We start from the raw sequence: 22,521 nt of genomic DNA, 5'->3' as shown, positions 1-22,521 counted from the left end.
TCCCCGTTAACCTGCTGCCCATGACCGTCTCTCTCGAAGTCGCTGAAGGCGTCGGCACGCTCCGGCTGGACCGACCGCCCATGAACGCGCTGGACATCGCCACGCAGGACCGGCTGAAGGAACTCGCCGAGGAGGCCGCGCGCCGCGAGGACGTGCGGGCCGTGGTGGTCTACGGCGGCGAGAAGGTGTTCGCGGCCGGCGCGGACATCAAGGAGATGCAGGCGATGGACCACACCGCGATGGTCCTGCGCGCCCGCGCCCTGCAGGACTCCTTCACGGCCGTGGCCCGCATCCCCAAGCCGGTCGTCGCGGCCGTGACGGGCTACGCGCTGGGCGGCGGCTGCGAGCTGGCGCTCTGCGCGGACTACCGCATCGCCGGCGAGAACGCCAAGCTCGGCCAGCCGGAGATCCTGCTCGGCCTGATCCCCGGCGCCGGCGGCACCCAGCGCCTGGCCCGCCTGGTCGGCCCCTCCAAGGCCAAGGACCTCATCTTCACGGGCCGGATGGTCAAGGCCGACGAGGCCAAGGAGATCGGCCTGGTCGACCGGGTCGTGCCCGCCGAGGAGGTCTACGCGCAGGCGCACGCCTGGGCCGCGAAGCTCGCCCAGGGCCCGGCCCTGGCGCTGCGCGCCGCCAAGGAGTCGATCGACGCCGGCCTGGAGACGGACATCGACACGGGCCTGGCGATCGAACGGAACTGGTTCGCGGGCCTGTTCGCCACCGAGGACCGCGAGCGCGGGATGCGCAGCTTCGTGGCGGAGGGGCCGGGCAAGGCGAAGTTCCTCTGAACATCCCTCCAGGGGGTTGCAATTGACGCCGTGTCTGATCCGGGTCCCTCGATGGAGCGGTTTATGGCAGCCTTAAGGCAACCTTAAGCGTGCCGGATCGAGGGAGTCCGCCGATTGCCCCGGAATGACTCGTTCCAGCAGGTCAGCCGGGGTGCGCGAGGTCCCGATGTGCCCGTGGCATATGACGGACGGCCACCGCTTCGGAGCCCGTCCCCGGGGGCGTATTCCCCGGGAACGGCCCCGGCGGACGCCCTGGGCGGCCATGATGGGGGCATGGCGGGGCTGGAGGGTATGGAACAGCCGCGGGGACACGCTCATGCGGCCGCGGCGCGCTGGTCGCCGACCGTCGAGGACGAACACGCGCTCAAGGTGCTGGAGTTGTACGGCAACCCGACGGAGGCGGAAGTCCCACTGCCGTCCCGCCCCGAGTCCGCCGCGACCGCGCGGCGCCTCACCCAGGTCGTGGTGCTGCGGCACTGGGGACTCACGCCCAAGACCACCGAGGACGCGGTCCTCCTCGTCTCCGAACTGGTCGGCAACGCCGTGCGCCACACCGGTGCCCGTGTCTTCGGGCTGCGTCTGCACCGCCGCCGCGGCTGGATCCGGGTCGAGGTCCGCGACCCCTCGCGCGGGCTGCCGTGCCTGATGCCGGTGCAGGAGATGGACGTCAGCGGCCGGGGCCTGTTCCTCGTCGACAAGCTCGCCGACCGCTGGGGCGTCGACCTGCTGCCCCGCGGGAAGACCACCTGGTTCGAGATGCGGGTCGCCGACCGCTGAGGGCCACCGGTCGCGAGGCTCACCCGGCCGCCGGTCGGGCGAATGGCCCGTTTCCGGATCATCCGCGCCTTAAATGGTGGAATGCACCGTCACCTCGTCAAGAGTGCCCTGGTCACGGGTGCCGCACTCGCCGTCCTCGCCGCCTGCGGCACGGACGGCGAGCGGACCTCCGAGGCGCGCGGCACCAAGGCCGCCGTGCCCGCCCCGCGCGAGAAGAAGCCCGTGGCGGGACTGCCCGGCATGCCGCCGGTCCTCGACCCGGAGGACGTCTACGCGGCCGACCGCCCCGGCAAACTGTCCCCCGTCGTCAAGGACTTCCCCTCCCGGGTCTACGTCCCCAACACCGAGTCCGACACGGTCTCCGTCATCGACCCGGAGACGTACGAGATCGTCGAGACGATCCCCGTGGGCCGGCAGCCCCAGCACGTGGTGCCCTCCTGGGACCTGAAGACGCTCTGGGTCAACAACAACCGCGGTCACACCCTCACCCCGATCGACCCGAGGACCGGCAAGGCGGGCAAGGAGGTCGAGGTCCACGACCCGTACAACCTGTACTTCACGCCGCACGGCAAGTACGCCGTCGTCATGGCCTCCCTCGACCGCGAGCTGGTCTTCCGCGACCCGCACACCATGGCGGTCAGGAAGACCGTCCCGGTCTCCTGCTACGGCGTCAACCACGCCGACTTCTCCCTCGACGGACGCTACTTCATCGTCTCCTGCGAGTTCAGCGGCGAACTGCTCAAGGTCGACACCGAGAGGATGGAGGTCGTCGGGCAGCAGCGGCTGCCCTTCGAGGGCGCCATGCCGCAGGACGTGAAGATCTCACCCGACGGCAAGCGGTTCTACATCGCCGACATGATGGCCCACGGCATGTGGGTCCTGGACGGCGACACGTTCGCCGAGCCCACCCTGCTGCCCACCGGCAAGGGCTGCCACGGCCTCTACGTCAGCCGCGACTCCCGCGAGATGTACGTGTCCAACCGCGGCGAGGGCACGGTCTCCGTCTTCGACTTCACGCAGAACAAGCTCACCAAGAAGTGGCGGCTGCCCGACGGCGGCAGCCCCGACATGGGCGGCGTCTCCGCCGACGGCAAGGTGCTGTGGCTCTCCGGCCGCTACGACGCCGAGGTGTACGCCATCGACACCCGCACCGGCACCCAGCTCGCCCGCATCCCCGTCGGCAGCGGCCCGCACGGCCTCGCCGTCTACCCGCAGCCCGGCCGCTACTCCCTCGGCCACACGGGCATCTTCCGCTGACCCCATCGGCCGTCCACATCAGCGCAGTTGACACGCCCTGATCGGGTGAGGATCCCGGGCCCGCCGCGGCGGAACCGCGATCGTGCTCCGCATGATCACTCTCCGCAAGCGGCGCGCCACGGCCGCCGCCCTCTCCCTCGCGGCCGTCCTCACCACCACGGCCGCCACACCGGACCGCACCCCCGCCCGGCCCGCCGCCCCCGCGCCCGCCGCCTGCCCCGTCCAGTTCGACGACAAGGCCGAGGCCGCCGCCGACCGCCGGGTGGACCTCGCCCGGATCACCCCCGCCCCGTCCTGGCGCACCACCTGCGGCACCCTCTACCGCGCCGACGGCCGCGGCCCCTCCGTGATCTTCGAGGAGGGCTTCCGCCCCAGGGACGTCGTGAACGGCCAGTACGACCTGGAGAAGTACGTCCTGGTCAACCAGCCGTCCCCGTACGTGTCGACCACGTACGACCACGACCTGTTCAAGAAGTGGAAGTCCGCCTTCAACTACTACGTCGACGCCCCCGGCGGCGTCGACGTCAACAAGACCATCGGCGACACCCACAAGTACGCCGACCAGCAGGAAGTCGCCTTCCCCGGCGGCATCGCCCGGCAGTACGTCGTCGGCGTCTGCCCGGTCGACAAGGCGACCAGGACGGAGATCATGAGCGAGTGCGAGAGCAACCCGCACTACAAGCCCTGGCACTGACCGCGCCTTGAGTCTCCGGCCGCTGGAGGGTCCAGACTTCCGGGCATGACCGACGACGGCACCGGACTGCTCACCATCGGCGCGCTGGCCCGGGCCACCGGACTGACCGTACGCACCATCCGCTACTGGTCGGACGAGGGCGTCGTGCCCCCGGTGGCCCGGTCCGAGGGCGGATACCGGCTCTACGACGCCGCCGCGGTGGCCCGCCTGGAGCTGGTACGGACGCTGCGCGAGCTGGGGCTCGGCCTCGCGGACGTCCGCCGGGTGCTGGCGGGCGAGGCGACGGTGGCGCAGGTGGCGGCCGCGCACGTGGTCGCGCTGGACGCGCGGATCCGGTCGCTGAAGGTGACCCGTGCGGTGCTGTCGACGGTCGCGCAGCGGGGTTCCGACGCGGAGGAGACGACCCTGATGAACAGACTGGCACGGCTGTCCGCGGCCGAGCGGCGGCGCATTCTGGAGGAGTTCGTCGATGAGACCTTCCACGGGCTGGACACGGCGGACCCGGTGATCCGCGAGCGCATGCGGAGCATCGCCGCAGACCTGCCCGACGAACCGACGCCCGAACAGGTCGACGCCTGGCTGGAACTGGCCGAGATGCTCCAGGACCCCGGCTTCCGGGCCGAGATGCGCCGGGTCGCCGAGTCCAATGCGGCCGACCACGGCCACGGCACCCCCGCCGGGGCGTCCCTGTGGTTCTCCCGGCGTCTCGTACGGCTCGGAGCCGAGGCCCGCGAGCGGGGCATCGCCCCCGGCTCCCCGGAGGCCGGCCCGGTGCTGGACGCCGTGCTGGGCACGGCCGACCCCGCCCTCGTCCTGGACCGGCTGCGCTCGCACGCCACCCACCGGGTCGCCCGCTACCGGGAGTTGCTCGCCGTCGTGAAGGGCACCGGGCCCGGGGCGGCCCACCGGGAGGAGTTCGCCTGGGTGGTCGCCGCACTGGAAGCCCGCGTGGCCGGATAATCTGACCTGCGTCAGTACGACGTACAGCACGAGACGAGGGGCGATCGGTGGCGGACATCGAGGAAGCACGCAAGCAGTTCGAGCGGATCGATACGGACGGTGACGGATTCATCACCGCTGCCGAGTTCAAGACCGCCCTGGCCCAGTCGGGTGACTGGAACGTCACCGAGTCGGTCGCCGAGGTCGTCATCAAGAGCCGCGACCTGGACGGCGACAAGAAGCTGAGCTTCGACGAGTTCTGGGGCTACCTGAACAAGTAGGCCGCCCGGGAATCCGAGCGAGGGGGCCCGGTCCGTGCCCGCACGGACCGGGCCCCCTCGGCATGCCGGGTTCCGCCCCCGGCCCGGAATAGCCCGTCCGCTCCCGAGGTTGCCGGGATCACAAGGATCAGTGAGCGCTGTCCATCCCGGAGGGGCGACGACATGAAGATCGGCATCATCGGAGCGGGCAACATCGGCGGCAACCTGACCCGGCGGCTCACCGCCCTCGGTCATGACGTGTCCGTCGCCAACTCCAGGGGCCCGCACACCCTCACGGCCCTCGCGGAGGAGACCGGCGCGACGCCGGTACCGGTCGAGGAGGCCGCGCGCGGCGCGGAGGTCGTGGTGGTGACCATCCCCGTCAAGGCGGTCCCGGACCTGCCGTCCGGCCTGCTCGACGGGGCCGCCGAGGGCGTCGCGGTCATCGACACCGGCAACTACTACCCCCGCGAGCGCGACGGCCGGATCGCCGCGATCGAGGACGAGGGGCTGACCGAGAGCCGCTGGACGGAACGGCAGTTGGGCCACCCCGTCGTCAAGGCCTTCAACGGCACCTACGCCCAGGACATCCTGGACCGCCACCGCCCGGCCGGCGATCCCGGCCGCCTGGCCCTGCCGGTGGCCGGGGACGACGAGGCGGCCAAGCGGAAGGTGCGCGAGCTGATCGAGGAACTCGGCTTCGACACGGTCGACGCGGGCGGCCTCGACGACTCCTGGCGCCAGCAGCCCGGCACCCCGGTCTACGGCCTGCGCGGCGGGGTCCAGGAGGTCACGAAGGCCCTGTCGGAGGCGTCCCCGGAGCGCACGGCGGACTTCAGCGGCTAGCAGCCCGGCGCGTCAGGCGCCGGTGGCCCACTTCCGCAGCGCCGCCCTGCTCTCGAACGCGGCCACGTTCTTGTCCAGCGGGTCGTCGGTGTACTGGTGGAAACGCCACTTCGCCTTGATGCGGGGCTTTCCCGCGGAGACGTAGTCGGCTATCCACAGCCCGTCGCCGGCGTAGGAGGTCGTGTCCACGTTGAGCCAGAAGTTCCGGTTGCAGTAGAGCACCACACGGTTGTCCGGACGCAGTTCCTTCAGCTTCCGTATGAACCGGTCCTTCTCCGCGTTGCTGGCGTGGGTGCCGTCGCCGGTCGTCTCCCAGTCCACGGCGAGGATGTCGCCCGCCCGGTCCGGCGCCCTGCCGACGAAGTACTCCGCCTGGGCGGTGAGGTTGCCGGGCCACAGGAAGTGGTAGAAGCCGACGACCAGGCCGGCGTCCCGCGCCCGCTCGGTCTGGGCGGCCAGCTTGGGGTTCACGTAGGACCGCCCCTCCGTCGCCTTCACGAAGACGAAGGAGAGGCCGTCGGTGTCGTAGGAGGAGGACTGGTAGGCGCTCACGTCGATGCCGCGCAGCATGGGGGGCTCCCTGACGTGCCGGTGGGGGAGGGGGAGTTGGTGCCCACCACCATGGCACGGGCTGCCGCGGCCCGATGTGCAGATGTCAACTTCCGCCGGTCGCGGTCACGGAGCGTGCCGGGTCTTCGGTACGGGAGGTCTCCCCGTCGTCCAGGGAGACGTCCTTGGTCTCCTTGCCGAGCAGCAGCGCGACCAGCGTCAGCACGGCCATCGCCGAGAGGTAGACGCCGACCAGCCACGGCGAGCCGTCCCCGGCCTCCCACAGCGCCACGGCGATGAACGGGGCGACGGCCGCTCCCAGGATCGAGCTGACGTTGTACGAGATGCCCGAGCCGGTGTAGCGCACGCTGGTCGGGAACAGCTCGGGCAGCAGCGCGCCCATCGGGCCGAACGTCAGGCCCATCAGGGTGAAGCCGAGCACGAGCCACAGCAGCACGCCCCCGGTGCCCAGACCGATCAGCGGCTCCCAGACCAGTCCGAAGACCACGATCGCGGCGGTGATCCAGGTCAGCGTGGAGCGCCGCCCGTAGCGGTCGGCGAGCGGACCGGAGACCAGGGTGAAGGCGGCGAAGAACAGCACACCGAAGATCAGCATCAGGACGAAGGTGGTGTAGCCGTAGCCCAGTCCGGGCACGGCGGCGTCCTCCGCGGTGCGTCCGTAGCTCAGCGAGAACGTGGTCATCAGGTAGAAGAGCACGTAGGTCGCCAGCATGATGAAGGTGCCCAGGACCAGCTGCCTGCCGTGGCCGCGCACCACGGTGGCCAGCGGCAGCCGGCGCACCCCGCCCGAGGCGCGGGTCTTGGTGAACACCGCGGACTCGACGAGCCGGGAGCGCACCCACAGGCCGATGGCGACCATCACGGCGGAGAACAGGAACGGCACGCGCCAGCCCCAGTCGAGGAAGGCGTCCGAGGGCTGCGTGGGGTCGGCGCCGGCCGCGGAGGGCAGCAGCGCGCCCATGAGCAGGAACAGGCCGTTGCCGATGATGAAGCCCAGCGGGGCGCCCAGCTGCGGGAAGGTGCCGTACAGGGCGCGCTTGCCGCTGGGGGCGTTCTCGGTGGCGACCAGGGCGGCGCCGCTCCACTCGCCGCCGAGCGCGAAGCCCTGCGCGAGCCGCATCAGCACGAGCAGCGCGGTGGCCACCCAGCCGGCCTGGGCGTAGGTGGGCAGGACGCCGATGAGGAAGGTGGCGAGCCCCATGGTCAGCAGCGAGACGACGAGCGTCTTCTTGCGGCCGAGCCGGTCGCCGAGGTGCCCGAAGACGACGGCGCCGACCGGGCGGGCCACCATCGCGGCGCCGAAGACCGCGAACGACGACAGCAGCGCGGTGGTCGGGTCGCTGCTCGGGAAGAACAGCTGCGGGAAGACGAGCACCGCGGCGGTCGCGTAGATGTAGAAGTCGTAGAACTCGATCGTCGTGCCGATGAGGCTGGCGACGAGGACCCGGGAGCGGGGGTTGACGGGCGTCGGGGCGGAACCGGTGGCTGGTGCGGGCATCGCTCGGTCTTTCACGCGTGAAACATGGCTGCTGCAACGATGTCAGCCATCTTGTTTCGCGGTACAGCCTTCTCGCGATGTGAGACGCCTTCGCCGGCGCCGTCAGCACTCGATGATGTTCACCGCGAGACCGCCCCGGGCCGTCTCCTTGTACTTGACGGACATGTCCGCGCCGGTGTCCTTCATCGTCTTGATGACCTTGTCCAGGGACACCTTGTGCGAGCCGTCGCCCCGCATCGCCATACGGGCCGCCGTGACCGCCTTGACCGCCGCCATGCCGTTGCGCTCGATGCACGGGATCTGGACCAGACCGCCGACCGGGTCGCAGGTCAGGCCCAGGTTGTGTTCCATGCCGATCTCGGCCGCGTTCTCCACCTGCTCGGGCGAGCCGCCGAGGACCTCGGCGAGGGCGCCCGCGGCCATGGAGCAGGCCGAGCCGACCTCGCCCTGGCAGCCGACCTCGGCGCCGGAGATGGAGGCGTTCTCCTTGAACAGCATGCCGATCGCGCCCGCGGCGAGCAGGAAGCGGACCACGCCCTCCTCGTCGGCGCCGGGCACGAAGTTCATGTAGTAGTGCAGGACCGCCGGGATGATGCCGGCCGCGCCGTTGGTCGGGGCGGTGACGACCCGGCCCCCGGCGGCGTTCTCCTCGTTCACGGCCATCGCGTAGAGGGTGATCCACTCCATCGACAGGGCCAGCGGGTCGCCCTCGGAGCGGAGCTTGCGCGCGGTGTTGGCGGCCCGGCGGCGCACCTTCAGACCGCCCGGCAGGATGCCCTCGCGGGACATGCCGCGCGCCACGCACGCCTGCATGACCCGCCAGATCTCCAGCAGGCCCTCCCGGATCTCCTCCTCCGTGCGCCAGGCCCGCTCGTTCTCCAGCATCAGCGCCGAGATGGAAAGCCCCGTCTCCCGGGCCATGCGCAGCAGCTCGTCACCCGTGCGGAAGGGGTACTTCAGGACGGTGTCGTCGAGCTTGATGCGGTCGGCGCCGACCGCGTCCTCGTCCACGACGAACCCGCCGCCGACCGAGTAGTAGGTCTTGGTCAGCAGCTCCGCGCCCGAGGCGTCGTACGCCCACAGGGTCATGCCGTTGGCGTGGTACGGCAGGGCCTTGCGGCGGTGCAGGACCATGTCGTCGTCGAAGGAGAACGCGATCTCGTGCTCGCCGAGCAGGTTCAGCCTGCCGCCGGCCTTGATCTTCTCCACCCGCTCGTCGGCGGTCTCCACGTCCACCGTGCGCGGCGAGTCGCCCTCCAGGCCGAGCAGCACCGCCTTGGGCGTGCCGTGGCCGTGCCCGGTCGCGCCGAGCGAGCCGTACAGCTCCGCCCGGACCGAGGCGACGGACCCGAGCAGCTCCTCGTTGCGCAGCCGCCGGACGAACAGGCCGGCCGCGCGCATCGGGCCGACGGTGTGGGAGCTGGACGGGCCGATGCCGATCGAGAACAGGTCGAAGACCGAGATGGCCACGGGGGAACTCCTGACTACGGGGGTGGTGCCAAGGGGGTGGGCGCCGCGCCGCTTGTGGCGGCACGGCACCCGAAAGGTTTCTTCGCGGCCGTTGTCCGGCGCTACTTGTCCAGACCCGGGTACAGCGGGTGCCGGTCGGCCAGGGCCTTCACCCGGGCCTTGAGGGCCTCCGCGTCGTACGACGGCTTCAGCGCCTCGGCGATGACGTCCGCGACCTCGGCGAAGTCCTCCGCCTGGAATCCGCGGGTGGCCAGGGCCGGGGTGCCGATCCGCAGACCGGACGTCACCATCGGCGGACGCGGGTCGTTCGGGATCGCGTTGCGGTTGACGGTGATGCCCACCTCGTGAAGGCGGTCCTCGGCCTGCTGGCCGTCCAGCTCCGAGTGGCGCAGGTCGACCAGGACCAGGTGCACGTCGGTGCCGCCGGACAGGACGTCCACGCCCACGGCCCGGACGTCGTCCTTCACCAGACGCTCGGCCAGGATGCGGGCACCCTCCAGCGTACGGCGCTGGCGCTCCTTGAACTCCTCCGAGGCGGCGACCTTGAACGCGACGGCCTTGGCGGCGACCACGTGCTCCAGCGGACCGCCCTGCTGACCGGGGAAGACGGCGGAGTTGATCTTCTTGGCCAGTTCGGCCGTGGAGAGGATCACACCGCCGCGCGGGCCGCCGAGGGTCTTGTGGGTCGTGGTGGTGACCACGTGCGCGTGCGGCACCGGGTTGGGGTGCAGCCCGGCCGCGACCAGCCCGGCGAAGTGGGCCATGTCGACCATCAGGTACGCGCCGACCTCGTCCGCGATCCGGCGGAACTCGGCGAAGTCCAGCTGCCGCGGGTACGCCGACCAGCCGGCCACGATCAGCTTCGGCCGGGACTCCTTGGCGAGCCGCTCGACCTCGGCCATGTCGACCCGGCCGTCCTCGCCCACGTGGTAGGCGACGACGTCGTAGAGCTTGCCGGAGAAGTTGATCTTCATGCCGTGGGTCAGGTGACCGCCGTGGGCGAGGTTCAGACCCATGATGGTGTCGCCCGGCTTGAGCAGCGCGAACATCGCCGCCGCGTTGGCCTGGGCGCCGGAGTGCGGCTGCACGTTGGCGTGCTCGGCGCCGAACAGCTCCTTCACCCGGTCGATCGCGATCTGCTCGACCACGTCGACGTGCTCGCAGCCGCCGTAGTAGCGGCGGCCCGGGTAGCCCTCGGCGTACTTGTTGGTGAGGACCGAGCCCTGCGCCTCCATGACCGCCACCGGGGCGAAGTTCTCGGAGGCGATCATCTCCAGCGTGGACTGCTGGCGGTGCAGCTCGGCGTCGACCGCGGCGGCCACGGCCGGGTCGAGCTCGTGCAGGGGGGTGTTCAGGACGGACATACGGCTACGACTCCTCAGCCGGCGGAGAACGCGGTGTACTCGTCGGCGGAGAGCAGGTCGCCCGGCTCGTCCGTGACCCGGACCTTGAACAGCCAGCCGCCCTCGAAGGGGGCCGAGTTCACCAGGGACGGGTCGTTCACGACGTCCTCGTTGACCTCGGTGACCTCACCGGAGACCGGCGAGTACAGGTCGGACACCGACTTGGTCGACTCCAGCTCACCGCAGGTCTCTCCCGCGGACACCGTGTCCCCGACCTCGGGAAGCTGGACGAACACGACATCGCCGAGCGCGTTGGCCGCGTGCTCCGTGATGCCGACCGTCGACACGCCGTCCTCGGCGGCCGACAGCCACTCGTGCTCCTTGCTGTAGCGCAGCTGCTGGGGGTTGCTCATGGCCTGAATTCTCCTGTACGCGCGGGAGTGCTGGTGAAGGGACCGCTGGTGAGCGGGGTGGAGGTGCCCCGGGCGCTCGTGGCGCCCGTGGCCAGTGTCTACTTCTGCCGCTTGTAGAACGGCAGCGGCACGACCTCGTACGGCTCGTGACTGCCCCGGATGTCCACGCCCACGCCGGGCGTGCCGGGCGCGGCGTGCGCGGCGTCGACGTAGGCCATGGCGATCGGCTTGCCGAGGGTGGGGGAGGGGGCGCCGGAGGTGACCTCGCCGATCACCTCGCCGCCGGCGACGACGGCGTACCCGGCGCGCGGGACCCGGCGGCCCTCGGCGACCAGGCCGACCAGCACGCGCGGCGGGTTCTGCTCGGCCCGGGCGGCGGCCTCGCGCAGGGCCTCGCGGCCCACGAAGTCGCCCTCCTTCTCGAACTTCACCACGCGGCCGAGACCGGCGTCGAAGGGCGTCAGGGCGGTGGTCAGCTCGTGCCCGTACAGCGGCATGCCCGCCTCGAGGCGCAGCGTGTCGCGGCAGGACAGCCCGCACGGGACCAGGCCGGAGGCCTCGCCCGCCTTGGTCAGCGCCTGCCAGAGCTCGACGGCGTGCTCCGGCTTCACGAACAGCTCGAAGCCGTCCTCGCCGGTGTAGCCGGTGCGCGCGATCAGGGCCGGGACCCCGGCGACGGTGCCGGGCAGGCCGGCGTAGTACTTCAGCCCGTCGAGGTCGGCGTCCGTGAGGGACTTCAGGATGCCGGGGGACTCGGGACCCTGGACGGCGATCAGCGCGTAGGCGTCCCGGTCGTCGCGCACCTCGGCGTCGAAGCCGGCGGCCCGCTCGGTCAGCGCGTCCAGGACGACCTGGGCGTTGGAGGCGTTGGCGACGACCATGTACTCGGTCTCGCCCAGGCGGTAGACGATCAGGTCGTCGAGGATGCCGCCGTCGGCCCGGCAGATCATGGTGTAGCGGGCGCGGCCCGGCTTCACGCCGCCGATGTTGCCCACCAGGGCGTAGTCGAGGAGTGCGGCGGCCTGCGGGCCGGTGACGGTGATCTCACCCATGTGGGAGAGGTCGAAGAGCCCGGCCTTCGTGCGCACGGCGAGGTGCTCGTCGCGCTCGGAGCCGTAGCGCAGGGGCATGTCCCAGCCGGCGAAGTCGGTCATCGTCGCGCCGAGCGAGCGATGCAGGGCATCGAGCGCGGTGTGACGGAGTTCTCCTGTACTGCTCACGGTCGGTCGTCTCCCAGGGCAATGAGGGGCGAGGGCGTTCCTCCCCATCTGTCATCGGAACCTGAGAGGTTCGCCATGACCGCGCCGGTCCATGACTTGCACCTTGGGTGGGACCGCTGTGGCAGCGGCCCGCTTTTCAGATGTGCCTCGCCCGCGCGGTAACGGGGCCTGAGAGATTCAAGGGAGGGACTTGCTCCTTCGGCGCCCCAGCGTCAGCGGTGCTGGGAACTCTCCCGCGCGGATTCAAACGGCCGGTATGCAGTTGGCGCGCACATCATTGCACGCATCCTTCCGGCGCGGCAGGGGGACCTTTCCCAGGGGGTGCGCGCGTCCCGCGCACCGGACACGGTGACCTGTAGCAGCCCTGTTGCAGGAAGAGTACGGAAATGAGAGGCCTGCGGCATTACCTTCTTTTTACACTCGGCGGGGATGGGACTCCGTACCTGGCCCCAGGGGAGGACGATCACGGTGAACAGGACCAGGGCGTACGCCACGACCACGGGCATGGCGCTGCCCGAGCAGCCGGCCGCGCCGGCCCGGGCGGTGTGCGGCCCGGTGCCGGCGCCGGTCGTCCGCGATCTGCGCGACCGCGCCGGACGCGGCCCGCACGCGCTGCTGTTCGGCCCCCGGGACATCGTCGTGGTCACGGGGCTGCCCGGCAGCGGCAAGTCCACGCTCATGCGGCGTACCGTCCCGGGCCGGCGCGTCGACTCCCAGGACACCCGCGACCGCTGGGAGCGCCGCATGCCGGGCTTCCTGCCGTACGCGGTCTACCGCCCGCTCGTCCGTCTCGCCCACTACGCCGGGCTGCGCCGCGCGCTGCGCACGGGTGAGGGGATCGTGGTGCACGACTGCGGCACGCAGGCCTGGGTGCGCCGCTGGCTCGCCCGCGAGGCCCGCCGCCGGGGCGGCAGCATGCATCTGCTCCTCCTCGACGTCACGCCCGAACAGGCCCTGGCGGGCCAGCGCGACCGCGGCCGCGGCGTCTCGCGCTACGCGTTCGTACGCCACCGCGCGGCGACGGCCCGGCTGCTGCGCGCGGTGGAACAGGGCGACCTCCCCTCCGGCTGCGGCTCGGCCGTGCTCGCCGACCGCGCGGCGGCGAACGCGCTCCGCCGCATCGGCTTCACGGGGTGACGGGTGCTGCGTTGTGCGACGGGGTGGCGGTACGTGGCGTGACGACGGCCGGGCCGTGAGTCCGAGGCGACGGATGCGACGCAAGCGCCCCGTCCGGCCTGCCCGCAGGTGACTCCGGACTCCCTGCCCCCGCCGCCCGGGGCCCCCGACCCGGGGCCCGCTGACCCAAGCCCCGCCGACCCGGGCCCACCGACCCGGGGCCGGTGGGCGTCGCCTCCGCGGGTGGATCTCGTGCGCTTGCCCGGTTGCTGCGCCCGGGGCGGTGGGTTTCGAACCGGCAGGCCTGGGGCGGCGGGTTCGGGGGCGGCGGGCCTGGGCGGGCGGGCCCGAACCGGCGGGCGGGCCTCGCACCGGCAGGCCCGGGACGACAGGCCCAGGGTTGGCCGCCCCGGGTCGGCGGCCCAGGGTTGGCCGCCCCGGGTCGGCGGCCCAGGGTTGGCCGCCCCGGGTCGGCGGTCCCGGGTCGGCGGTCCCGGGGCGGCTGGCCCGGACGACGGGCCCGGATGACGGGCCTCAGAGCGGCGGGCCCACGCCGGTGGGCCAGGTCGCTGGCCCCGGCGCGGTGGGCCCCGGCGCGGTGGGCCCCGGGTCGGCGAGGTCAGGGGGCGTGGGCGCACTCGGCGGGCGAAGCCGACGGGCGGGGGCCCGCGGGGCGGGCGGTGTGCCGGCCGGTGCCGTCGACGCGGACAGCCGGGCGGTCAGCGGCCGGTCAGCCGCCGGTCAGCCGCCGGTCAGCCGCCGGTCGGCGGCCGGGCGGCGCCCTGCGTGTGCCGGCCGAGGGACCCCGTCGGCGGGCCGCGGGGACGGCGGCCGGCGCCCGAGCCGTGAGCGGTCCCTCCCGGCCCGGCCCCTTCCGGCCCCCGAGCCGTTAGCCTTTCAGCCTCAGCAGTGGTTCCAGGCAGGGGTTAGGCAGATGGACTTCCCGGCGGACTTCTCCGCGGACCTCCCGGCGCAGACGCAGACCCACCCGCACGGTGGCTGGCCCGGCAACGAGCTGGAGGAGGTGCTCTCGGCCGCCCTCGGCGCCGGACCCGCGGCCGGCGGGCGCATCGTCGAGGTGCTCGGCCGGAGCTTCGTCTGGGTCCCGCTCCCCAGCGGCGGCGGCCCGCACAGCGGCCCCCTCGACCTGCCGGCCGTCGAGATCGACGGCCAGGCGTACGTGCCGGTGTTCAGCTCCGAGGAGCAGTTCCGCCAGGTCGTCGGCGCACACATGTCGTACACCATCGCCCCCGCCGTGGAGTTCGCCCGCGGCCTGCCCCCGCACGCGGGGATCGTCGTCAACCCCGGCGGTGTGGTCGGCATACCCCTGCCGCCCCCCGCGGTCGCCGACCTGTGCCGGGCCGGCCGGACCCCGCTGGACGGCCCCGCGAGCGGCGGCCGGGTCCGCCTCTTCGAGCCCGACTGGCAGGACGACCCGGTGGACTTCCTGGCCGCCGCCTCCGCCGAGTTCGAGGCGACCGGCGTCGTGCTCACCGCCCGCCGCTGCCTCGCGGCGATCGAGACCGCCGACCCCGTGATGTTCGTCGGCGTCGAACTCTCCCAGTGGGAGGGGGACTTGAGGGCCCTTCCACTGGAGGCGCTGACCCGGGCCGTCACCAGGGCCCCGGCGCCCTGGCCCGTCAACCTGGTCCTCCTGGACGTGGCGCAGGACCCGGTGGGCGACTGGCTGAAGGACCGGGTCCGGCCCTTCTACCAGCGGTAGGACGGCCGCTCCGGGAACGCGGGCCGTGACACCGTGCACGCGGGCCGTGACACCGTGCGGCGCCACCACGTGGACGCGCCGCGCCGCGCGCGGACCCGCACGCGCCGGCGAGGTCAGGTCCCGAGTCGGTGGGCGGGCTTAAGCTAGGTCACGGTCGAGGCGTTGTACGAAGGGGCGGTAAAGGTGAGCGCGAGCGGCACGGCCGCGGCCGGACAGGTCGAGCACATGCTGCGCCAGGTCACGCCCGGGCGCTACGACGCCTACGAGGCACTCCTGCGCGCGCTCGCCACCCCGCACACCGGGCAGATCTGGATGCTCCTGTGGCAGGGCCAGGCCGGCTCCCCGGACGCCCAGTACGGAAGCATGGAGGTCGACGGCTACGGCTACGCCCCCTGCGTGACCTCCGCCCAGGAGCTGTCGGCCAGCGGCTGGAACCGCTCGTACGAGGTGGTCGACGGCCTCGACGTCGCCCGCGCCCTCTACCCCGACCGCTACGGCCTCTGGCTCAACCCGCACGCCCCCGGCGGCGGCGTCGGCATCCCCTGGCTGGACCTGCGCAGAATCGCCACGGGCCTGGACCGCCAGCCCGCCGGGCCGCTGCGGCTGTCCGAACCGGCCATCGAGGTCCCGCAGTTCTACGCCCTGCTCGCGCAGAACGCCCACCGCACCCCGGCCGTCCGCTCGCTGCGCCGGGCCTGGGTGCAGCCCGCGCTGGGCGCGCCGTACCTGGCCATCGGGCTGGACGTGTACGACACCTCGCCGCAGGCCGTGGACTCCGTGCGCGCGATGATGCAGCAGTCCCTCGGCGCCGTCCCGGACGGGCTCCCCGTCTCCACCGTCGCGATGTCCGACGAACACGACCCGGTCGCCATGTGGTTGCGGGCGAACGCCCGCCCGTTCTACGACCGCGAGGCCCACGCCACCGCCCCCGTCCAGGCCCCCGCGTCCGGCTACGGATACCCGCCCGCCCAGGGCCGGTTCTGAGCCGCCCGGAGTCCCCGCCGGCACTGGTTCGACGCCCTCCGGAAGGCGACATCAGCCGCACTCTTCGCGCGTAGATAAGGGTGAAAAAGGCGGCTATGTCCTAAAATGCCCCTAGCTCGACGCGTCCGACCCCTGTTACCCGTTGTCCGGATAACGGAACCCCCCAGACAGCATCACGTTTACGCATCCTTTCACCGCCAAGTCTGGCAACTGATCGCCAAAGCGTTGAAGACTCCCGGCAAGACGCGGGCCGGTCGGTCTCGTGTACGAGTCAAACAAAACCGCTACAGCGGCAGCCAGGGGCTAGGCGATCGCCGGCCCGAGAGGGGTCAATCGCACCGTGACCGCACCGATCGAGACCACCGGGGCGGAAGCCGGAGCACAGCCCGAGGCCGTGCTCTCCGGGGTCAAGAAGAGCCAGATCGAAGGGCGTTCGCTCACCCAGATCGCCTGGATGCGCTTCAAGCGGGACAAGGTGGCGATGGCGGGTGGCGTCATCGTCGTGCTGCTCGTGCTGATGGCGGTGTTCTCCAAGCCGATCCAGTGGATCTTCGGCCTCGATCCCAACAAGTTCAACCAGGACCTCATCGACCCCGCGCTGCTCGCTCCCAAGGGCGGCTGGGGCGGCATGAGTTGGGACCACCCGCTGGGCGTGGACCCGCAGTACGGCCGCGACATGCTCGCCCGCATCATCGACGGCTCCTGGGTCTCCCTGCTGGTCGCCGGCGGCGCCACGCTGCTGTCGGTGGTCATCGGAACCGTCCTCGGCGTGATCGCCGGGTACTACGGCGGCTGGGTGGACAGTGTCATCAGCCGGCTGATGGACACCTTCCTCGCCTTCCCGCTGCTGCTGTTCGCCATCTCGATCTCCGCCTCCGTGCAGGACGGGTTCTTCGGACTCGACGGCCTGTCGCTGCGCATCTGCGTGCTGATCTTCGTGATCGGCTTCTTCAGCTGGCCGTACATCGGCCGGATCGTCCGGGCGCAGACCATGACCCTGCGCAAGCGGGAGTTCATCGAGGCCGCCACGAGCCTCGGAGCCCGCGGCCCGTACGTCCTGTTCCGGGAGCTCCTCCCGAACCTCGTCGCGCCGATCCTCGTCTACTCGACGCTGATCATCCCGACGAACATCCTGTTCGAGGCCGCGCTGAGCTTCCTCGGCGTCGGTATCGCTCCGCCGCAGGCCTCCTGGGGCGGCATGCTCAGCAACGCTGTGGATCTCTACACGGCTGATCCGCAGTACATGTTCGTGCCCGGACTGGCGATCTTCATCACCGTCCTGGCCTTCAACCTGCTGGGTGACGGGCTGCGTGACGCCCTCGACCCTCGCAGCAAGTGATCCATCGAATGAGGGGGCTTCCTCAGGTGAAGACGAGAAGGGTGACCGCCGGCGTTGCGTCGGTCCTGGCACTGTCGCTGGGTGCTGCCGCGTGCGGCGGCGGCGGTGACGACAACGACGGGGGAGGCAGCGGCAAGAAGGACGCCGCGCTGAACTCGATCGTCAACGCGTCCGACAAGAAGGGAGGGACGGTCACGTACGAGCACTCGGACGTGCCGGACTCCCTCGACCCGGGCAACACGTACTACGGCTGGGTGCAGAACTTCTCCCGCCTCTACGGCCGGACGCTCACCACGTTCAAGCCGGCGGCGGGCAAGGAAGGCCTGGAGGTCGTGCCGGACCTCGCCGAGTCCCTCGGCAAGTCCAGCCCGGACGCCAAGACCTGGACGTACAAGCTGCGTGCGGGTGTGAAGTTCCAGGACGGCACCCCGGTGACGTCCAAGGACGTCAAGTACGCCATCGAGCGCTCCAACTTCGCGCCCGAGGCACTGTCCAACGGCCCGACGTACTTCAAGGCCTACCTCGAGGGCGGCGACAAGTACCAGGGCCCGTACAAGGACAAGTCGGCCGACGGCATCAAGTCCATCGAGACGCCGGACGACCGCACGATCGTCTTCAAGCTGAAGCAGCCCTTCGCTGACTTCGACTACCTGGCGACGTTCTCGCAGACGGCGCCCGTGCCGAAGGCGAAGGACACCGGCGCGAAGTACGTGCAGGCCATCCAGTCCACCGGCCCGTACCAGTTCCAGTCCTACGAGGAGGGCCGCGGCGCCACCCTCGTGCGCAACAAGAACTGGGACCCCAAGACGGACCCGATCCGCAAGGCCCTGCCGGACAAGATCTCGATCAAGTTCAAGGTCAACCAGGTGACGGTCGACAACGACCTGCTCTCCGACAAGATCACGGCTGACGCGGCGGGCACCGGTGTGGCCCCGCAGACCCAGCCGAAGGTGCTGCGCGGCAAGAACGCCGACCAGACGGACAGCTCCTACGCCGGCGCCACGCAGTACATCGCGCTGAACCTCAAGGTCGCGCCGTTCGACAACATCCACTGCCGCAAGGCCGTGCAGTGGGGCCTCGACAAGCAGTCGGTGCTCGACGCCATGGGCGGCGCGCCGAAGGGCGACGTGGCGACCACGCTGCTGCCCCCGTCGGTCAACGGCTACACCAAGTTCGACGCCTACCCGACCGAGGGTCACAAGGGCGACGTGGCCAAGGCCAAGGCGGAGCTGAAGGCGTGCGGCAAGCCGAACGGCTTCAACACGATCCTCACGGCCCGCTCGGACCGTCCCGCCGAGGTCGCGCAGGCCACGGCCGTCCAGGCGTCGCTGAAGAAGATCGGCATCAACGTCGAGATCAAGCAGTTCCCGGCCGGTAAGTACTTCTCCAACTTCGCCGGTGTCCCGAGCTACGTCCACGAGAACAAGCTCGGCATGCTCTCGATGGCGTGGGGCGCCGACTGGCCGACCGGCTACGGCTTCCTCGACCAGATCGTCAACGGTGCGGCCATCAAGCCCTCGGGCGGCAACAACCTGATGGAGCTGGACGACCCGAAGATCAACAAGGCCCTGACGGACGCGATCGCCAACACCGACGACGCGGCCCGCACCAAGGCCTGGGGCGACATCGACAAGATGGTGCTCGACAACGCCTCGGTCGTCCCGGTGATCTACCGCAAGAACCTGCTGCTCCGGCCGCAGTCCGCGACCAACGTCACGGTCACGCAGGCCTACCTCGGCATGTACGACTACCTGCTGATGAGCTCCTCGAAGTAACCAGCAGGCCGGAACCTTTCGAAAGGCAGGTGAAGGCACCGGGTGGCCGCGGCGGACGATCCCGCCGCGGCCACCCGGGGCCGTACAGCTGTGGCTGCGTACATCCTCCGACGCGTCATGGGCGCGGTGCTGTTGCTGCTGGTGGTCAGCGCAGTCACCTTCGCCATCTTCTTCCTGGTGCCCCGCCTCGGGGGCCAGACGGCCGATCAGTTGGCCACCCAGTACGTCGGCAAGGACGCGAACCCCGAGTCCGTCGCCGCGATCAAGAAGAACCTGGGACTGGATCAGCCCGTCTACGAGCAGTTCTGGAACTTCCTCAAGGGCCTCGTGGCGGGTGCCGACTACCGGTTCGGTCCCGAGGCGACGCACTGCAGCGCACCCTGCTTCGGGTACTCCTTCAAGAGCCACATCGAAGTCTGGCCGCAGCTGGAGCAGCGGATCCCGGTCTCCTTCTCGCTGGCCGTCGGTGCCGCGGTGATCTGGGTCGTCTCCGGTGTGACCATCGGTGTCATCTCCGCCCTGCGCAAGGGCAGGCCCATCGACCGCGTCTCCATGTTCATCGCGCTCGCCGGCGTCTCGCTGCCGATCTTCTTCACCGGCCAGGTGCTCAACGCGCTCTTCGTCTACGAGATCCCCATCTGGGACAGCATCGAGTACGTCCCGTTCACCGAGAACCCCGCCGACTGGGCCTGGCACCTGATGCTGCCCTGGATCAGCCTCGCCTTCCTCTTCTCCGCGCTGTACGCCCGGCTCACCCGGGCGGGCATGCTGGAGACGATGAGCGAGGACTACATCCGCACGGCCAGGGCCAAGGGCCTGAAGGAGACCACGGTCGTCACCAAGCACGGCCTGCGCTCCGCGCTCACCCCGATCGTCACCATCTTCGGCATGGACTTCGGCACGCTCGTCGGCACCGCGGTGCTCACCGAGACCGTGTTCTCCCTCCAGGGCATCGGTGCCTACTCGGTCCAGGCCATCAAGGACAACGACCTGCCCATCGTGATGGGCGTGACCCTGGTCGCCGCGTTCTTCATCGTCTTCTGCAACTTGATCGTCGACCTGGTGTACGCCGCCATCGACCCCCGGGTGAGGTACTCGTGAGCAAGCTCGACAAAGCCGCGCTCGGCGAACCGGACACCACCGCCCCGTCCGTCCCGGACGACGTGTTCCTGTCCGTCCGTGACCTGCGCATCCACTTCGACACCGACGACGGCCTGGTCAAGTCGGTCGACGGTGTCAGCTTCGACGTGCGCAAGGGCAAGACCCTGGGCATCGTGGGCGAGTCCGGCTCCGGCAAGTCCGTCACCTCGCTCGGCGTGATGGGCCTGCACCGCTCGGCGCGCGCCCACGTCTCCGGCGAGGTCTGGCTGGACGGCCAGGAGCTGATCGCGGCCGACCCCGACGAGGTGCGGCGGCTGCGCGGCCGGAAGATGGCCATGATCTTCCAGGACCCGCTGTCCGCGATGCACCCGTACTACACGGTCGGGCACCAGATCGTGGAGGCGTACCGCGTCCACCACGACGTGAGCAAGAAGGCCGCCAAGCAGCGCGCGATCGAGATGCTCGACCGGGTCGGCATCCCCGAGCCCGCCAAGCGCGTGGACGGCTACCCGCACGAGTTCTCCGGCGGCATGCGCCAGCGCGCCATGATCGCAATGGCGCTGGTGAACAACCCCGAGCTGCTCATCGCGGACGAGCCGACCACCGCCCTGGACGTCACCGTGCAGGCGCAGATCCTGGACCTGATCCACGACCTGCAGAAGGAGTTCGGCTCCGCGGTCATCATGATCACCCACGACCTGGGCGTGGTCGCCGAGATGGCCGACGACCTGCTGGTCATGTACGGCGGCCGGTGCGTGGAGCGCGGTCCCGCCGAGGACGTCTTCTCCTCGCCCCGCCACCCCTACACCTGGGGCCTGCTCGGCTCGATGCCGCGGCTGGACCGGGAGGAGACCGACCGGCTCATCCCGATCAAGGGCGCGCCGCCCTCCCTGATCAACCTCCCGTCCGGCTGCGCCTTCCACCCGCGCTGCCCGTACGCGGACATCCCGAAGGACAACGTCACCCGCACGGTCCGCCCCGAGCTGACCGAGGTCGGCGGCTCGCACTGGGCCGCCTGCCACTTGAGCCAGGAGCAGCGGGAGCGTATCTGGACCGAAGAGATTGCGCCGAAGCTGTGAGCGACGACAAAACGGTGAGCGAACCGGACACCAGCGCACCCACCCTCACCAAGGACACCGCCGACGGCGAGATCCTGCTCAAGGTGAGCGGCCTGCAGAAGCACTTCCCGATCCGCAAGGGCCTGCTCCAGCGGCAGACCGGAGCGGTCCGGGCCGTCGACGGCATCGACTTCGAGGTCCGCAGGGGCGAGACGCTCGGCGTCGTCGGAGAGTCCGGCTGCGGCAAGTCCACCATGGGCCGGCTGATCACCCGCCTGCTCGAACCGACCGGCGGCACGGTCGAGTTCGAGGGCAAGGACATCACGCACCTCAACACCGGCGACCTGCGTCCCATGCGCCGTGACGTGCAGATGATCTTCCAGGACCCGTACTCCTCGCTGAACCCCCGGCACACGATCGGCACGATCGTCGGCGCCCCCTTCAAGCTCCAGGGCGTCGAGCCGGAGGGCGGGGTGAAGAAGGAGGTCCAGCGGCTGCTGTCGGTGGTCGGCCTCAACCCCGAGCACTACAACCGCTATCCGCACGAGTTCTCCGGCGGCCAGCGGCAGCGCATCGGCATCGCCCGCGCCCTCGCGCTCAACCCCAAGCTCGTGGTCGCCGACGAGCCGGTCTCCGCGCTGGACGTGTCGATCCAGGCGCAGGTGGTGAACCTGCTGGACGACCTCCAGCAGGAGCTCGGCCTGACGTACGTGATCATCGCGCACGACCTGTCGGTGGTCCGCCACGTGTCGGACCGGATCGCGGTGATGTACCTGGGCAAGATCGTCGAGCTGGCGGACCGCGACAAGCTCTACAAGTCGCCGATGCACCCGTACTCCAAGGCGCTGCTGTCGGCCGTGCCGATCCCGGACCCGAAGCGCCGGGGCGTCAAGAGCGAGCGCATCCTGCTCAAGGGGGACGTGCCCTCGCCGATCGCCCCGCCGAGCGGCTGCCGCTTCCACACCCGGTGCTGGAAGGCGACGGAGATCTGCAGGACGACCGAGCCGCCGCTGGTGGAGCTGCGGCCCGGGCAGCGCGTCGCCTGCCACCACCCGGAGAACTTCGAGGACCAGCAGCCGCAGGACACCGTGCTGCTCACCGAGGCGCGGCAGGCCGCCGGCCAGGTGCCGGCCGCGGCCGTGGAGAAGTCCGCGCAGACGTCGGCCGCCGTGGCCGCCGAGACGTCCTCCGGTACGGCCGGCTCCGAGGGCGCGCCTTCCGCCGAGGCCGAGCCCACGGCGGAGGCCGAGCCCACGGCCGAGGGCGGCTGCCGGCCCGAGGAGTCCCCCGAGACCGGGAACGCCAAGGCCTGACCCCGTCCGCGTCACCGAGGCCCCCGGTTCACCGCCT

21 protein-coding genes and 1 riboswitch are annotated in these 22,521 nt (G+C 70.9%); of the genes, 15 read left to right on the top strand and 6 right to left on the bottom strand.

What is annotated here, in order from left to right:
• The first annotated feature begins 20 nt into the window (after nucleotides 1-20).
• From ACF07N_RS06770 to ACF07N_RS06740, 7 genes are all read left to right on the top strand, one after another.
• Nucleotides 21-788, top strand: a complete 768-nt coding sequence (locus tag ACF07N_RS06770; RefSeq protein WP_383586064.1) for an enoyl-CoA hydratase/isomerase family protein — start codon at nucleotides 21-23, stop codon at nucleotides 786-788.
• A gap of 168 nt (nucleotides 789-956) precedes the next feature.
• Nucleotides 957-1,565, top strand: a complete 609-nt coding sequence (locus tag ACF07N_RS06765) for an ATP-binding protein (protein ID WP_392109275.1) — start codon at nucleotides 957-959, stop codon at nucleotides 1,563-1,565.
• Nucleotides 1,566-1,646: 81 nt separating this feature from the next.
• On the top strand, nucleotides 1,647-2,822 hold the full coding sequence (locus tag ACF07N_RS06760) for a YncE family protein (protein WP_392109272.1): 1,176 nt from the start codon (nucleotides 1,647-1,649) through the stop codon (nucleotides 2,820-2,822).
• Between the two features lie 91 nt (nucleotides 2,823-2,913).
• Nucleotides 2,914-3,516 (top strand): ADP-ribosyltransferase, encoded by a 603-nt coding sequence (locus ACF07N_RS06755; RefSeq protein ID WP_392109269.1) that lies wholly within the window; start codon nucleotides 2,914-2,916, stop codon nucleotides 3,514-3,516.
• A gap of 45 nt (nucleotides 3,517-3,561) precedes the next feature.
• Entirely contained in the window at nucleotides 3,562-4,476 is a 915-nt protein-coding gene (locus ACF07N_RS06750; RefSeq protein WP_392109266.1) for a MerR family transcriptional regulator, read from the top strand.
• A gap of 47 nt (nucleotides 4,477-4,523) precedes the next feature.
• A complete protein-coding gene (locus tag ACF07N_RS06745) occupies nucleotides 4,524-4,736 on the top strand; it encodes an EF-hand domain-containing protein (protein ID WP_311685626.1) in 213 nt (70 codons plus the stop codon).
• A 126-nt stretch (nucleotides 4,737-4,862) separates the two neighbouring features.
• Nucleotides 4,863-5,561, top strand: coding sequence for an NADPH-dependent F420 reductase (locus ACF07N_RS06740; RefSeq protein WP_392111055.1), 699 nt, complete (start codon nucleotides 4,863-4,865; stop codon nucleotides 5,559-5,561).
• A gap of 12 nt (nucleotides 5,562-5,573) precedes the next feature.
• Here the strand turns inward: ACF07N_RS06740 and ACF07N_RS06735 are convergent, their stop codons facing one another.
• The 6 genes from ACF07N_RS06735 to gcvT all read right to left on the bottom strand — a co-directional run bounded on the left by ACF07N_RS06735 (nucleotide 5,574) and on the right by gcvT (nucleotide 12,123).
• On the bottom strand, nucleotides 5,574-6,131 hold the full coding sequence (locus ACF07N_RS06735; RefSeq protein ID WP_383337632.1) for a glycoside hydrolase family 25 protein: 558 nt from the start codon (nucleotides 6,129-6,131) through the stop codon (nucleotides 5,574-5,576).
• 85 nt (nucleotides 6,132-6,216) lie between these two features.
• Entirely contained in the window at nucleotides 6,217-7,629 is a 1,413-nt protein-coding gene (locus ACF07N_RS06730) for an MFS transporter (protein WP_392109262.1), read from the bottom strand.
• A gap of 102 nt (nucleotides 7,630-7,731) precedes the next feature.
• Entirely contained in the window at nucleotides 7,732-9,099 is a 1,368-nt protein-coding gene (locus ACF07N_RS06725; RefSeq protein WP_383337636.1) for an L-serine ammonia-lyase, read from the bottom strand.
• A 101-nt stretch (nucleotides 9,100-9,200) separates the two neighbouring features.
• On the bottom strand, nucleotides 9,201-10,463 hold the full coding sequence (gene glyA / locus ACF07N_RS06720; RefSeq protein WP_392109258.1) for a serine hydroxymethyltransferase: 1,263 nt from the start codon (nucleotides 10,461-10,463) through the stop codon (nucleotides 9,201-9,203).
• Between the two features lie 14 nt (nucleotides 10,464-10,477).
• Complete coding sequence (gcvH, locus tag ACF07N_RS06715; protein ID WP_086562694.1) at nucleotides 10,478-10,855, bottom strand: glycine cleavage system protein GcvH; 378 nt, start codon at nucleotides 10,853-10,855, stop codon at nucleotides 10,478-10,480.
• Between the two features lie 98 nt (nucleotides 10,856-10,953).
• A complete protein-coding gene (gene gcvT, locus ACF07N_RS06710; RefSeq protein ID WP_392109255.1) occupies nucleotides 10,954-12,123 on the bottom strand; it encodes a glycine cleavage system aminomethyltransferase GcvT in 1,170 nt (389 codons plus the stop codon).
• A gap of 98 nt (nucleotides 12,124-12,221) precedes the next feature.
• Nucleotides 12,222-12,321: riboswitch (glycine riboswitch) on the bottom strand.
• Nucleotides 12,322-12,543: 222 nt separating this feature from the next.
• On the opposite strand from gcvT, the gene ACF07N_RS06705 reads away from it, so the two are divergent.
• From ACF07N_RS06705 to ACF07N_RS06670, 8 genes are all read left to right on the top strand, one after another.
• Complete coding sequence (locus ACF07N_RS06705) at nucleotides 12,544-13,212, top strand: AAA family ATPase (protein ID WP_392109253.1); 669 nt, start codon at nucleotides 12,544-12,546, stop codon at nucleotides 13,210-13,212.
• A gap of 913 nt (nucleotides 13,213-14,125) precedes the next feature.
• Complete coding sequence (locus tag ACF07N_RS06700) at nucleotides 14,126-14,914, top strand: enhanced serine sensitivity protein SseB (protein ID WP_392109250.1); 789 nt, start codon at nucleotides 14,126-14,128, stop codon at nucleotides 14,912-14,914.
• A gap of 183 nt (nucleotides 14,915-15,097) precedes the next feature.
• Nucleotides 15,098-15,898: an enhanced serine sensitivity protein SseB C-terminal domain-containing protein gene (locus ACF07N_RS06695; RefSeq protein ID WP_383325442.1), complete on the top strand. Its 801-nt coding sequence runs from the start codon at nucleotides 15,098-15,100 to the stop codon at nucleotides 15,896-15,898.
• A gap of 340 nt (nucleotides 15,899-16,238) precedes the next feature.
• Nucleotides 16,239-17,237: an ABC transporter permease gene (locus ACF07N_RS06690; protein WP_383325446.1), complete on the top strand. Its 999-nt coding sequence runs from the start codon at nucleotides 16,239-16,241 to the stop codon at nucleotides 17,235-17,237.
• 8 nt (nucleotides 17,238-17,245) lie between these two features.
• Nucleotides 17,246-19,012 (top strand): ABC transporter substrate-binding protein, encoded by a 1,767-nt coding sequence (locus ACF07N_RS06685; protein ID WP_392109246.1) that lies wholly within the window; start codon nucleotides 17,246-17,248, stop codon nucleotides 19,010-19,012.
• Nucleotides 19,013-19,102: 90 nt separating this feature from the next.
• Entirely contained in the window at nucleotides 19,103-20,113 is a 1,011-nt protein-coding gene (locus ACF07N_RS06680) for an ABC transporter permease (protein ID WP_383325452.1), read from the top strand.
• Nucleotides 20,110-21,192: an ABC transporter ATP-binding protein gene (locus ACF07N_RS06675; protein ID WP_392109243.1), complete on the top strand. Its 1,083-nt coding sequence runs from the start codon at nucleotides 20,110-20,112 to the stop codon at nucleotides 21,190-21,192. The genes ACF07N_RS06680 and ACF07N_RS06675 overlap by 4 nt, the downstream gene beginning before the upstream one ends.
• A complete protein-coding gene (locus ACF07N_RS06670; protein ID WP_392109240.1) occupies nucleotides 21,189-22,484 on the top strand; it encodes an ABC transporter ATP-binding protein in 1,296 nt (431 codons plus the stop codon). The genes ACF07N_RS06675 and ACF07N_RS06670 overlap by 4 nt, the downstream gene beginning before the upstream one ends.
• Nucleotides 22,485-22,521 lie beyond the last annotated feature (37 nt).

This window comes from Streptomyces sp. NPDC015242 (genome assembly GCF_043079125.1).
Classification (GTDB): Bacteria; Actinomycetota; Actinomycetes; order Streptomycetales; family Streptomycetaceae; genus Streptomyces.
The sequence above is the reverse complement of the archived record's forward strand: the minus strand, read 5'-3'. Positions and strand labels throughout refer to the sequence as shown.

Coding starts and splice junctions, on each gene's coding strand:
- ACF07N_RS06750 (WP_392109266.1), top strand. CDS start 3,562: ATGACCGACGACGGCACCGGACTGCTCACCATCGGCGCGCTGGCCCGG.
- ACF07N_RS06700 (WP_392109250.1), top strand. CDS start 14,126: ATGGACTTCCCGGCGGACTTCTCCGCGGACCTCCCGGCGCAGACGCAG.
- ACF07N_RS06760 (WP_392109272.1), top strand. CDS start 1,647: ATGCACCGTCACCTCGTCAAGAGTGCCCTGGTCACGGGTGCCGCACTC.
- ACF07N_RS06755 (WP_392109269.1), top strand. CDS start 2,914: ATGATCACTCTCCGCAAGCGGCGCGCCACGGCCGCCGCCCTCTCCCTC.
- ACF07N_RS06730 (WP_392109262.1), bottom strand. CDS start 7,629: ATGCCCGCACCAGCCACCGGTTCCGCCCCGACGCCCGTCAACCCCCGC.
- gcvH (WP_086562694.1), bottom strand. CDS start 10,855: ATGAGCAACCCCCAGCAGCTGCGCTACAGCAAGGAGCACGAGTGGCTG.
- glyA (WP_392109258.1), bottom strand. CDS start 10,463: ATGTCCGTCCTGAACACCCCCCTGCACGAGCTCGACCCGGCCGTGGCC.
- ACF07N_RS06685 (WP_392109246.1), top strand. CDS start 17,246: ATGAGGGGGCTTCCTCAGGTGAAGACGAGAAGGGTGACCGCCGGCGTT.
- gcvT (WP_392109255.1), bottom strand. CDS start 12,123: ATGGGGAGGAACGCCCTCGCCCCTCATTGCCCTGGGAGACGACCGACC.
- ACF07N_RS06735 (WP_383337632.1), bottom strand. CDS start 6,131: ATGCTGCGCGGCATCGACGTGAGCGCCTACCAGTCCTCCTCCTACGAC.
- ACF07N_RS06770 (WP_383586064.1), top strand. CDS start 21: ATGACCGTCTCTCTCGAAGTCGCTGAAGGCGTCGGCACGCTCCGGCTG.